Origin of the sequence: Parabacteroides vesiculifaciens (genome assembly GCF_049860805.1) — a bacterium.
In the GTDB taxonomy this organism is placed as follows: Bacteria; Bacteroidota; Bacteroidia; order Bacteroidales; family Tannerellaceae; genus Parabacteroides.
The window spans coordinates 5,081,542-5,093,867 of record NZ_CP187555.1; the positions used below are offsets into that span (position 1 = coordinate 5,081,542).

General features: G+C 49.4%; 10 protein-coding genes and 1 riboswitch. All 10 genes read left to right on the top strand.

What is annotated here, in order from left to right:
* The first annotated feature begins 288 nt into the window (after positions 1-288).
* The 10 genes from tnpB to ACPYIV_RS20455 all read left to right on the top strand — a co-directional run bounded on the left by tnpB (position 289) and on the right by ACPYIV_RS20455 (position 12,322).
* Positions 289-822 (top strand): IS66 family insertion sequence element accessory protein TnpB, encoded by a 534-nt coding sequence (tnpB, locus tag ACPYIV_RS20410; RefSeq protein WP_336527059.1) that lies wholly within the window; start codon positions 289-291, stop codon positions 820-822.
* Positions 823-883: 61 nt separating this feature from the next.
* Positions 884-2,464 carry an IS66 family transposase gene (gene tnpC, locus ACPYIV_RS20415; RefSeq protein ID WP_425883139.1) on the top strand — a complete coding sequence of 527 codons (1,581 nt, stop codon included), beginning with the start codon at positions 884-886 and terminating at the stop codon, positions 2,462-2,464.
* Positions 2,465-2,971: 507 nt separating this feature from the next.
* Entirely contained in the window at positions 2,972-3,907 is a 936-nt protein-coding gene (locus ACPYIV_RS20420) for a DUF4922 domain-containing protein (protein ID WP_293740653.1), read from the top strand.
* Positions 3,904-5,214 carry an MFS transporter gene (locus tag ACPYIV_RS20425; protein ID WP_293740652.1) on the top strand — a complete coding sequence of 437 codons (1,311 nt, stop codon included), beginning with the start codon at positions 3,904-3,906 and terminating at the stop codon, positions 5,212-5,214. Before ACPYIV_RS20420 ends, ACPYIV_RS20425 begins: the two co-directional genes overlap by 4 nt.
* 27 nt (positions 5,215-5,241) lie before the next feature.
* Positions 5,242-6,084 (top strand): ATPase, encoded by an 843-nt coding sequence (locus ACPYIV_RS20430; protein WP_425886538.1) that lies wholly within the window; start codon positions 5,242-5,244, stop codon positions 6,082-6,084.
* Between the two features lie 18 nt (positions 6,085-6,102).
* Complete coding sequence (locus ACPYIV_RS20435; protein ID WP_425884857.1) at positions 6,103-7,221, top strand: lactonase family protein; 1,119 nt, start codon at positions 6,103-6,105, stop codon at positions 7,219-7,221.
* A 46-nt stretch (positions 7,222-7,267) separates the two neighbouring features.
* A complete protein-coding gene (gene murQ, locus ACPYIV_RS20440) occupies positions 7,268-8,083 on the top strand; it encodes an N-acetylmuramic acid 6-phosphate etherase (RefSeq protein WP_300762066.1) in 816 nt (271 codons plus the stop codon).
* 70 nt (positions 8,084-8,153) lie between these two features.
* A riboswitch (cobalamin riboswitch) is annotated at positions 8,154-8,352 on the top strand.
* 263 nt (positions 8,353-8,615) lie between these two features.
* Positions 8,616-9,203 carry a porin family protein gene (locus ACPYIV_RS20445; protein WP_293732463.1) on the top strand — a complete coding sequence of 196 codons (588 nt, stop codon included), beginning with the start codon at positions 8,616-8,618 and terminating at the stop codon, positions 9,201-9,203.
* Between the two features lie 118 nt (positions 9,204-9,321).
* Positions 9,322-11,799: a replication restart helicase PriA gene (gene priA / locus ACPYIV_RS20450; RefSeq protein ID WP_293732464.1), complete on the top strand. Its 2,478-nt coding sequence runs from the start codon at positions 9,322-9,324 to the stop codon at positions 11,797-11,799.
* 25 nt (positions 11,800-11,824) lie between these two features.
* Positions 11,825-12,322, top strand: coding sequence for a low molecular weight protein-tyrosine-phosphatase (locus ACPYIV_RS20455; protein ID WP_425886539.1), 498 nt, complete (start codon positions 11,825-11,827; stop codon positions 12,320-12,322).
* Positions 12,323-12,326 lie beyond the last annotated feature (4 nt).

Genomic DNA, 12,326 nt, shown 5'->3' on the forward strand with positions numbered 1-12,326 from the left:
CTTGACGATCTTCGTATTATTTGTAGGCATAGACTATCCGGTCGCGTTGCGGAGAGATGCAAAGAGCATCCCACTCATTTTCTGTTTAGTGCCTACTAATTTTGTAATCGGTGCCAGTGATTACAAAATCAGTGTCAGTGATTATATAATCAGTGCCGGCGATTTTATAATCAGTGCCAGCGATTACAAAATTGGTAGGCGCTCAGGTAAGCATCCGCCCCAGTACATCCTCCTCTAATTATATGTGCTCTTTATCTTTGTTCCGAAAAAACAAAAAAAAGGACTCAGATGAAAAATCGTGAAAAAGAAATCTTTGAAAACGCCCAATTGTTATCAATGTTGTCAGAACCGGGTGAACTGAATGAAATAACCTTCGAGTACCTGCGTTACCAATCGGGCGGTGCGGTCCGCTTCAGGATTCACCATTACCGCTTTTCTCCGGAGAGCTTGGGCATTTATAACGTATCCGATCTTGTCAAAAGTAAAGAAGACCGGCATTATGGCCTTCCCTCAACGGACCGTGTCTATTTGTTTCCCCTGAAGAATTTCCATGCCGGCATCCCGTGCCTTAGCGGCATCGTGAACAGCCGTTTGGGACATTATCCGAAAGAGGGGGAAATCTATGTCTTCATCAACGGCGGACACAAGCAGCTTAAAGTATATTACCTGTCCCCTAACCAGGAACGGGTTTACCTTTACCATCTTTCGGAAGGGACTTATGACCTTCCCCGGCAATTTGAAAAACAATCTTACGAACAGGTAAACCGTACCTCTCTCGTCCGGTTGCTCGATTGTCCGAAAAAAAGGCGTAAAAGCAAGTAATATATTTATAAATCAGTGCCATAATATCAAATATTATTCGTATCTTTATTACGTGAAAGAGATGAAAACAAAGACGGCAAATAAAGTCCCCGAAGTCAAGGTCCCGCTGGCCGATTACCAGGCGCTGCTTGCCCGACGCAAGGCGTTAGAGGAGGAGCGGATGCAATGGCTACTCGAACGTCAGCGCTTATTGGACCTGAACCAACAGTATGTGTGGGAGATTTACGACCTCAAACGCCGCCTTTGGAGTCCCAAAAGCGAAAAAAGACTTCCCCGGGATCCCTCCCAGTTGAATATCTGCTGGGAAACGCCGGTAGACTCGGCTCCGGTGGAAACCGTGCGTGAAGAAGCACGTGGGGAAGTAGAAAAGGAAGAGAAAAACTACTTGCATGATCGCGACGGGTTCAAAAAGAAGAAACATAAAGGAAATATCCGTAAGCCTTTCCCCCTGGATATTCCTCGGCGGCAGGAGATTCTGGACCCGGCAGGGGACTTGTCGTCTTGTCGCCATATAGGACAGGAAATCACGGAAAAACTGGAGATAGAAAAGAATGTGTATGTCCGTCAAATCATCCGCAACAAATACAAAACCCCGGATGGACGTATCCTGATAGCGCCCCTGCCGGTCCAAGCCATAGCCCACGCCAAGGCAGGCGCCAGCGTGTTATCCCATATCGCAGTGGGCAAATATGGCGACCACCTGCCTCTGTACCGTCAAATAGATATCTTCTCGCGTATCGGCCTTCACCTGCCGGCCTCGACGGTAAGCGACTGGTGCCTGTCCACAGCCCAGGAACTGGAACCAATCTACAACGAATTACGTGAAAAAGTCCGTTCCTCACGCTATGTCATAGCCGACGAAACTCCTTACAAAGTCCAGGGAAGTGACCGTAAGGGGAGCTTACACCAGGGCTACATGTGGAATTTCTACTGCCCGGAGGTGAAGAGCCCTTTTTTCGAGTATCATAAGGGAAGGGGGGCAAGTTGCATCGGGCTGTTGCTGGAGGGTGGGAAAGCAGTCCAAAGCGACGGTTATCAGGTATACGACATCTTTGACGACCTGCCCGGTTACCTGCATCTGTGCTGCTGGGCACATGCCCGCCGGAAGTTCAAAGAAGCCGAGAACAGCGATCCTCCCCGGGCGGGGGAAATACTTTCCCTGATCGGAAAACTTTACAAAACCGAATCCGAAATCAGGGAAAAAGAGCTTGAAGGAAATGCGAAAACGGCTTACCGCCAGGCGGAGGCTTATCCGGTATTGCAGGAAATAGAGGCATGGATCAAGAGTAACATAGGGCAGGTGAAAAGTGGCAGTCCGATGGACAAAGCCATGCAATACACTTATGCCCGTATGGAGCAATTATCGCTATACGTGACTAATGCCGACTTCCATATCGACTCCAACGCAGTGGAAAGAAGCATCCGTCCCCTAACCCTGAACCGTAAGAATACCCTTTTTTCAGGTTCCCACGAAGCCGCCCATGCCGCCGCCATTTTTTTCACACTGATCGGTTGCTGCAAAGAGAACAATGTCAATCCCGAAAAATGGATGCAGGACGCGCTCATCAGGGTGAAAGACGAACGCCTGGCAGTGGCTAACGACTACTCGAGCCTGCTGCCTTTCAACTGGAAAGAAGCGTAATCCCTCCCATGACCAGGCCAAGGCACTGCTTCTTATGCTCTCAAACATGTAAAACGGCAAGTAATAATCGTCTAAAATATAGGATGGCTGGTTATAAATGCGTTCCTTTGCAACGTTGTCCGATGGGAACATCAAGGGGTGACTGGTGGCGGTTTATATGTAAAGACGAATTCTTTCACGTTTTGGGCACAAATAAACACGTACACGTTTGAAACTTTAATTATGAAAATTGGTAGGATGGGTTGTCGCTTGGTTCAGGCGGCAACCCTTGCTGCTTTTATACATATAGTCTTTACAAGCGAAGTTATAGCCCAGGATCCTACTGATTTGGATAAGGATGATGTACCGGGGCGGATGCTTACGCGCTCAGCTATTTTTTTATGCCTATGCAGATACGTTTTCCTAAGAATAAATTGGGTTGTCCAATGATAAAGGTGTGTGGTCGGCTTTTTTTCACTACATTTGTGATGCGGGAAAGCCGCGGACAACCGTGAAAACACGAAGTTTATGAATGATTTGGTACAACAGATAGACTTGCTTCTTCTCTATCAAAAGCAGGATTGGAAACTGGCAAGGGAGAATTATGCTTCTTTGGCAAATGTACAGACGCGCTATTTCCAGGATGATTACAGGACAACGGTTCTTCAGTTCAACCCTGAACGGATTCGTTCTTCGGCCGCAAAGATCGACAAGGAATCTTTGCAGGCGCGTCCTTGTTTCTTCTGCCACCGGCCGGAAGAACAAAAGGGAGTGACATATAATGATGCCTTTGAGATATTGGTAAACCCTTATCCGATTTTCGAAGATCATCTGACCGTCCCTTTGCGGTGGCATGAAAAACAGCAGATAAGGCCTTATTTCGGGGATATGCTGGACCTGACTTCAGATTTGCCCGGATATGCCCTGTTTTATAATGGCCCGAAATGTGGTGCTTCAGCCCCGGACCATTTGCATTTTCAGGCAGGAAGGAAAGAAGAATTTCCGGTTGTGAGAAATTGGCAGAACATCCCGAAACAGGTGGTCTGGGAAAGTGAACGGACCGGTTTCTATGCTTCTTCCGGTCATCTTCCGGTCAGTTTCTTCTTAGTGTCGGAAAATAAAGGTGAGGCGGTTGCCGTCTTCGAACTGTTTTACGATCTGATGCCGGTCAAACCGGATGATTACGAACCGATGATGAACCTGTTGGTATGGCAGGAGGAAGACGCTTGGATTACTTGTATCTTCCCCCGGAGAGAATTGCGTCCTTCCTGCTATTATGCCGAAGGAGATGCCAATATCCTGATCAGTCCGGCAACGGTCGAGATGGCCGGTTTGTTTGTAGTCCCTTTGGAAAAGGACTTCAAGAAAGTGACCTTTGCCGATTTGGAAAAGGTCTGGAAGGAGGTGAGTATAACCGAGGAAGAGAAGAATGAACTCATCCGGAAAATAAGAGAAGAAGCATGACACCATTTAAACCTTTGTCTGATAAACCATCCGTACGGTCCCCCTGGTTCTGGGTTCCTTCCCTGTATTTTGCGCAGGGAATACCTTATGTTGCGGTGATGATCGTATCTGTCCTGATGTATAAGCGCCTGGGAGTATCGAATACCGATATCGCCCTTTACACGAGCTGGCTGAATCTGCCCTGGGTGATCAAACCTTTTTGGAGTCCTTTTGTGGACTTGTTGAAGACCAAGCGCTGGTGGGTGGTCACTATGCAATTGTTGATCGGGGGCGGGCTTGCCGGAGTTGCGTTTACGATCCCGACGGCGTTTTTTTTCCAGGCTTCATTGGCCGTCTTCTGGTTGCTGGCTTTCAGTTCCGCCACGCATGATATTGCGGCGGATGGGTTTTATATGCTGGCCCTCGATTCGCATGAACAGGCATTCTTTGTCGGCATCCGTAGCACGTTTTACCGGATTGCGATTATAGCCGGGCAGGGTGTGTTGGTCATGTTTGCCGGATTCCTGGAAAACAGTACGGGGAAAATTCCGCTTGCCTGGTCTATTACGTTCTTTATTTTAGGAGGGCTGTTTTTAGCTCTGTTCCTGTATCACCGGTATATACTCCCATGTCCGAAAGGAGATAAACCTTCTGCAACGGTGACTCCTTCCACTATTTTTAAAGAGTTTTTCGCAACTTTCGCCTCCTTCTTCAAAAAGAAACAAGCCTTTGTCGCGATCCTGTTCATGTTGTTATACCGTTTCCCGGAAGCCCAGTTGGCCAAATTGGTGACGCCTTTCCTGGTCGATCCACGCGAAGTGGGAGGTTTGGGGCTTTCGACGACCGAAATCGGGTGGGTCTACGGGACGATCGGGACGATCGGCTTGACCTTGGGCGGAATATTGGGAGGTATCGCTGCTTCGGCCGGAGGATTGAAGAAATGGATCTGGCCCATGGCGTTGGCAATTTCCCTGCCCGACGCGGTCTTTATCTATTTGAGCAGTGCCTTGCCCGAAAGTTTGTGGATCGTCAACATTTGCGTTTTTATCGAACAGTTCGGCTATGGTTTTGGTTTTACGGCCTATATGTTATATCTGATTTATTACTCTGATGGAGAGCATAGAACGGCCCATTATGCCATTTGTACGGCGTTCATGGCCTTAGGCCTGATGCTTCCCGGAATGGCGGCCGGCTGGTTGCAGGAACAGATCGGATACGAAAACTTCTTCTGGTGGGTGATGGGATGTTGCTTAGTCACATTGCTTGTCACGGCCTGCCTGAAGATCGATCCTGAATTTGGGAAAAAGAAGAAACAAGGAGGAAACTAAAAATATTAGTTTTGTATGGGAACGAAAATGATATTGATTGCGGATGGAGGTTCTACGAAAACCGACTGGAGCGTTGTGTCCGGCAATCAGGAAATAGACCGGATCAAAACACGGGGGATAAATCCTTTTTTTCAGACGGAAGAAGAGATTTCGGCTGAAATAAGGGACAATTTGATCCCCCAAATCAAGAAATATGACTCTATCGAAGCCGTTTACTTTTATGGCGCCGGTTGTGCATTTCCCGAAAAAAATGAGGTTTTACGCAGGGCTATCACCTGTTATCTGCCCGTTCGGGTAGAAGTAGGCAGCGACTTGCTGGCAGCCGCCCGCGCCCTTTGTGGCCATAGCCCCGGCATTGCCTGCATCTTGGGGACCGGCTCCAATTCCTGCCTGTATGACGGGAAGGAGATCGTCCGGAATATATCTCCCTTAGGTTTTATCCTCGGAGATGAGGGAAGCGGCGCCGTGCTTGGTAAATTGCTGGTAGGGGATGTGTTGAAGAACCAGTTGCCGGTAGCCTTGCAAGAGGCTTTCTTTGCGGAGTTCGGCCTGACACCGGCTATGATTATGGAAAAGGTCTATAAACAACCTTTTCCGAATCGTTTCCTGGCAAGTTTATCTCCTTTTTTAATCCGGCATATAGAAAATCCGGCGATCTATAACCTGGTGAGCAATAGTTTTCGAGGTTTTTTTGCCCGCAATGTCATGCAATATGATTGCCGTCAGGATCATCCAGTCCATCTAATAGGCTCCATTGCCTGGTATTACCAGGATATATTGAGAGATATAGTCCGTGAGTTCGGGCTTCGTTTAGGTACGGTCGTTCAAAGTCCGGTTCATGGTTTGATCAGATATCACAGTATTTTATAAATAATAAATTTTTGATGTATGTCGATATTAAAGTATTTTTTAGCTGGGTTGTTAATTATGGCAATAACATCGTGTATGCAAAAGGAGAGTGAATTGTTTTTGTTTGTCGGATCGTATGCCGATGCGTCGGAGCCGGGTATCAATCTGTATCGGTTCGATGTGGAGAAAGGGACGGCTGTGCCGGTGAAGAGCCTGTCGGGTATTCAGGACCCCTCTTATTTAGCCGTGAGCCAGGATGGCAAGTTTGTTTATTCGGTAAGTGAAACGGCCGTGCCGGATGCAAAGGTATGCGCCTATTCGTTTGACAAAAGCACCGGAACGCTTTCTCTGATGAACGAGCAGAAGACGGACGGGAGCGCTCCCTGCTATATCTGGGTGGACAGTAAATGCCGGATGGCTGCCACGGCCAATTATAACGGCGGGAGCATCAGTGTTTTCCCGATCTCGGCCGATGGCACTCTGCAACCGGCAAAAGTATATGCGTATGAAGGAGGCACGCCGGGGTCCGAACGCCAGGCAGTCCCGCACCTGCATTGCGTCTACACCTCGCCGGATGGGAACTATTTGTATGCCAATGACCTGGGAACAGACCGAATCTATAAATACGAAATCATCGCTTCCGGTGAGGGCTTGAGCCTCCGGGAAGGCACGCCGGCATCCTTTGGCCTGCCGGCAGGAGAAGGACCCCGCCATACGGTTTTCCACCCGAACGGGAAATGGGCTTACCTGATCAGCGAGCTTTCGGGACGCGTCGCTGTTATGAATTACGACAAGGGCAACCTGACCCCGGTCCAGTTTATCGAAGCCGACACCTTGCACGTCTCCGGTAGCGGCGATATACACATCACGCCGGACGGCCGTTTCCTGTATGCCTCCAACCGTCTGAAAGGCGACGGCATCGCGATTTTCTCTATCGATCAGGCAGACGGGCAACTGACGAAAGCCGGCTATCAGCTAACCGGCATCCATCCGCGTAATTTCATTATCACTCCCAACGGCAAGTTCCTGCTTTGCGCCTGCCGGGACAGCAATGTCGTGCAAGTGTATGAAATAGACAAGCAAAGCGGCTTATTGAAAGATACGGGAAAAAACATCCGGGTAAGCAAGCCGGTCTGCCTGAAGTTTACGAATATATGAATGTGATATTTTTTAGTAGCTTTGCACCTGCAAATCGTAATAAGCTATGTCATTCATCAAGATAACAGAACAGGATTCCCGCTATAACGACCTGGAACGGAAATCCGTCCGGGAGCTGCTCGAAGATATCAATACGGAAGATCAGAAGGTGGCGTTGGCCGTCCGGAAGACGATCCCCAAAATAGAAGAATTGGTTCTGCAGATCGTACCCCGGATGAAGCAGGGCGGACGTATCTTTTATCTGGGAGCCGGAACCAGCGGACGCTTGGGGGTTTTGGACGCTTCTGAAATCCCCCCGACGTTCGGGATGCCTTCCTCTCTGATTATCGGCTTGATAGCCGGTGGCGATACCGCCCTACGCAATCCGGTGGAGAATGCCGAAGACGATGAGGAACGCGGCTGGCAAGAATTGTTGGAGCACCAGATCAATACGAAAGATACCGTGATCGGCATTGCAGCTTCCGGGACGACTCCCTATGTGACCGGCGCCCTCCGCAAAGCACGCGAACAGGGCATCCTGACCGCCTCGATCACCAGCAATCCCGACTCGCCGATGGCGGCGGAGGCCGATGTGGCAATCGAAATGATTGTCGGCCCGGAGTTCGTCACCGGCAGTTCCCGTATGAAATCCGGTACGGGACAGAAAATGATCCTGAACATGATCTCCACTTCCGTCATGATCCGGCTTGGACGGGTAAAAGGAAACCGGATGGTCAATATGCAACTCACCAATCAGAAACTTATAGACCGTGGAACCCGTATGGTCGCCGAAGAATTGGGCCTTCCCTATGACCAGTCCCGCCATTTGCTGCTGATGTACGGCTCCGTTCAGGAGGCCGTCGAGGCTTACCGCAAGGCTTAGCGGAAAAAACGAAAGTCGGTAATAGCTTTATTTTTCTATAAGAAGATGGGAAATATATGGAAAATATCTTTATATTTGTCCCATGCATTGTTCCTGCTTCGCAATCTGCGGAAAAGGATTAAAAGGGAATCGGGTGTAAATCCCGGACAGTCCCGCTGCTGTAAGCTTCATAGACGGATTGGGCAATTCTTTTATGCCACTGACGAAAAGTTGGGAAGGCGCTCATACCGGAAGTAAGTCAGAAGACCTGCAACGCATATATTTTCGACGGCTTCGAGGAAAGGCCGGAAGAGAACAGTGAAGCCGCAGGCTTTTGCCTTTCTTAATCTCCGTTTCCCGTAGCCTATTGTTCTTGTTTTTAATTATTTTGCCATAATAATTAGGAAAAGAGGCATGAACCTGTGTGCGGGATGAGCTCCGCCCCCGGTTCATGCTTTCCTTTTACGGGCGGCAACACTTAGGCGGTGATATTTGTTTATTATTGGAAAAGTGCGTTTATTTGTAATTCGTATTAACTAATTAAAGAAAAAGTATGAAGAAGATTGTAGGGCTTATATTGTTGGCAGTAATGGCGTTGATTGCCGTGCCTGCGAAATCCCAGATTAAGTTCGGTATAAAAGGCGGTTTGAATATTTCGTCTGTCCATTTCAACAAGGACATTGTCGGAAAGGATAATGTGACTGGATTTAATATCGGTCCGATGGTGGAGGTGATGGCTCCGGTGATGGGAGTGGGCTTTGATGCGGCTATCCTGTACTCGCAAAAAGGGATAGGCGTGAAGAGCGAGAAAGACATTAAGAATGACTATATAGATGTGCCGGTCAACCTAAAATGGAAATTCGGCTTGCCGATTGTCAAAGGCTATCTGGCTGCCGGTCCGTATGTCGGTTTCCGTGTGGGAGGCGATAAGTTCTGGGATATTCCGGGATCGGTCGGAGACCAGTTGAAGGCAAAGAGTTTCAATGCCGGTTTGAACTTGGGTGCCGGTGTGGAACTGATCAAACATTTGCAGGTCGGTTTTAACTATGCTCTCGGTTTGACGGATGATTATAGCGCATCCAAGTTCGAATTAAACGGTAAGAATCGCGGTTGGTCTGTTACGGCCGCCATCCTGTTCTAAAAAGGAATAAAGAAGATTCGTGATCAGATAAACGGAGGCCGGGCTTTAAGAGTCCGGCCTTTTTTGTTACTTTTGGCATCGCGAAGAACAATAGGTTTATTATATAAACAGAATAAGAATGAAGTACGCAGACGTCATACTCCCGCTTCCGTTGGAGAACAGCTATACCTATAGCATACCGCCCGATCTGGAACAGACGGTGACACCCGGTTGCCGGGTGATCGTCCACTTCGGAAAGAAGCGTTACTATACCGCTATCGTCATGGATGTGCACGAGCGTGGGGGCGATAGCCAGTATGAGACGAAGGAGATTTACGCCTTACTGGATGCCACGCCTGTGCTCCGTCGTCCGCAACTTCGTTTTTGGAAGTGGATTGCATCCTATTACCTGTGTAAACTGGGAGATGTTTATAAGGCGGCTTTGCCTTCCGGTCTGAAGCTGGAGAGCGAAACGGCCGTTACCTATAATGAAGAGTTCGAAGCCGACGGTCCTTTGAGGCCGAATGAACAGGCCGTGCTGGATGCCTTTACCGGTGTCCTGAAACTGACGGTCTCCGAACTGGAAAAGAAAACCGGATTGCGGAATGTCGTGCCCGTTGTCGCCTCCCTGATGGCAAAAGGTGCGGTCGAGGTGAGCGAGGAGATGAAACGGGGTTTTGTGCCGAAGATGCAGACCTTTATCCGTCTTGCCGAAACATATAAGGATGCAGAGACGCACGGCCGTGCGTCTCTGCAATCCGTATTTGACGACCTCAAGCGGGCTAAGAAGCAGGAACACCTGCTGATCTGCTTCCTGGAACTCAGTCATGCGCTTAATCCGGCACTGGCACGCGAATTGTCGAAGAAGGAATTGCTGGAGAGCAGCGGTTGTTCTCCTGCCATATTGGACGGTTTGCTGAAACGGGGTGTGCTCGAAAGTTATGAGAAAGAGGTGGGACGATTGCAGGTCCAGGTATGCCGCCTGCAACCTCTTAACCCTTTAAGTCCGGCACAGGAGAAGGCCTATGGGGAGATACATGAGGTGTTCCGGGAGAAAGAAGTCTGCTTGTTACATGGCGTTACTTCGAGCGGGAAGACGGAAGTCTACATGCGCCTGATCGACGAGGTGCTGAAGATGGGCCGCCAGGTTTTGTACTTGTTGCCCGAGATCGCCATTACCACCCAAATCACGGAACGGCTTGCCAAGTTGTTCGGCGATAAGCTGCTGGTCTATCATTCCAAATTTTCAGATAACGAGCGGGTGGAAGTCTGGAACCGCTTGTTGCATACGGGCGAACCGATGCTGGTATTAGGTGTCCGCTCTTCCCTGTTTTTGCCGTTCAAAGATTTAGGCTTGATTATTATAGACGAGGAGCATGAGAATACCTATAAGCAGCAGGACCCGGCTCCGCGCTATCATGCCCGGAATGCGGCGTTGGTGCTGGCAAGCATGCATGGGGCTAAAACGTTGTTGGGCTCTGCCACTCCCTCTATCGATTCTTATTTTAATGCCACTACCGGCAAATACGGCCTGGTGGAACTGGCCACCCGTTATGGCGACCAGCTGATGCCGGAAATGCTGACGGTCGATATCAAGGAGTTGAGGCGTAAGAAGATCATGAAAGATACGCTCTTTTCGCCGGTCTTGGTCGAAAAGATCAACGAAGCGTTGGGAAAGGGAGAGCAGGCGATCCTGTTCCAGAACCGACGGGGATTCGCTCCGGTGATCGAGTGCAAGAGCTGCGGTTGGGTTCCCCATTGCGTCAATTGCGATGTCAGCCTGACGTATCATAAGTTCCGTAACGAACTGGTATGCCACTATTGCGGCTATAAAATCCAGTTGCCTCACCAATGCCCGGAATGTCAGAGTCCTGAACTTCGTACGATGGGGTTCGGAACCGAGATGGTGGAGGAGGAGATTGCAACTCTTTTCCCCTCAGCCAAGGTCGAACGTTTGGATTTCGATACCGCCCGTACCCGTACGGCATACGAGCGTATTATAGCCGACTTCGAGAAAGGCAAAACGCAGATATTGATCGGAACCCAGATGTTATCGAAAGGTTTGGATTTCGGGAACGTCAGTGTGGTCGGTATCCTGAATGCGGACAGCCTGATGAACTTCCCGGATTTCCGTGCCCATGAACGGGCCTTTCAGCTTATGGTGCAGGTCGGCGGACGTGCAGGAAGACGGGATAAGCGGGGAACGGTTGTTTTGCAGACATCGGGGCCCGATCATCCTCTGATCCGGATGGTGGAGCGTTTCGCTTATAAGGATATGGTGCGTCTTCAATTGGGTGAGCGGAGCATGTTCCGTTATCCGCCTTACTATCGCCTGATCGTGATTGTCTTGCGTAGCCGGAATGATTCTGTTTTGCAGGAGTTATCGGCTTTATATGCCGAAAACCTCCGCCGTCGTCTGGGTGAACGTGTGTTGGGGCCGGTCACTCCGCCGATAACGCGTGTGCAAACCCTTCATATCCGGAAAATAGTTTTAAAGATAGAGATTGCCGCCGCGATCGCTCCGGTGCGCGAGATATTGGAGTCCGTGCATGCCGAGATGCAACGTTATCTGCCGTTTAAGCAGTTGATTGTGCATTACGATGTGGATCCGGCTTAGGAATTGAAAATTGAAAATAGAAATGATGGAAAAGAAGAAAGAATATAAAGTGTTGTTTGTGTGTCTGGGGAATATTTGCCGGTCGCCGTCGGCCGAGGCCGTGATGAAGAAGTTGGTTCATGATGCGGGATTAGACGGACGGATCAAGGTCGATTCTGCCGGGATAATAGGCTATCATGAAGGGGAAAAGGCCGATCCGCGTATGCGCTCGCATGCTGCCCGCAGGGGATATAAGTTGGATTCGATTTCCCGCCCGGTATGTACGGAAGACTTTTTCGATTTCGACCTGATCATCGGCATGGACAACCGCAACATAGACGACCTCAAACGGAAAGCTCCGGATTTGGAATCCGTGGAAAAGATACATCAAATGACGGAGTATTCCCGGAGCAAACTATATGACTATGTCCCCGACCCCTACTATAGCGGGGCAGAAGGTTTCGAACTGGTCCTCGACCTCTTGGAGGATGCTTGTGCGGGGCTGTTGGCAAGCATTACCTCTTCTCCTGATTTTGTAAGATAAGAGA

Coding starts and splice junctions, on each gene's coding strand:
- tnpB (WP_336527059.1), top strand. CDS start 289: ATGAAAAATCGTGAAAAAGAAATCTTTGAAAACGCCCAATTGTTATCA.
- tnpC (WP_425883139.1), top strand. CDS start 884: ATGAAAACAAAGACGGCAAATAAAGTCCCCGAAGTCAAGGTCCCGCTG.
- ACPYIV_RS20420 (WP_293740653.1), top strand. CDS start 2,972: ATGAATGATTTGGTACAACAGATAGACTTGCTTCTTCTCTATCAAAAG.
- ACPYIV_RS20425 (WP_293740652.1), top strand. CDS start 3,904: ATGACACCATTTAAACCTTTGTCTGATAAACCATCCGTACGGTCCCCC.
- ACPYIV_RS20430 (WP_425886538.1), top strand. CDS start 5,242: ATGATATTGATTGCGGATGGAGGTTCTACGAAAACCGACTGGAGCGTT.
- ACPYIV_RS20435 (WP_425884857.1), top strand. CDS start 6,103: ATGTCGATATTAAAGTATTTTTTAGCTGGGTTGTTAATTATGGCAATA.
- murQ (WP_300762066.1), top strand. CDS start 7,268: ATGTCATTCATCAAGATAACAGAACAGGATTCCCGCTATAACGACCTG.
- ACPYIV_RS20445 (WP_293732463.1), top strand. CDS start 8,616: ATGAAGAAGATTGTAGGGCTTATATTGTTGGCAGTAATGGCGTTGATT.
- priA (WP_293732464.1), top strand. CDS start 9,322: ATGAAGTACGCAGACGTCATACTCCCGCTTCCGTTGGAGAACAGCTAT.
- ACPYIV_RS20455 (WP_425886539.1), top strand. CDS start 11,825: ATGGAAAAGAAGAAAGAATATAAAGTGTTGTTTGTGTGTCTGGGGAAT.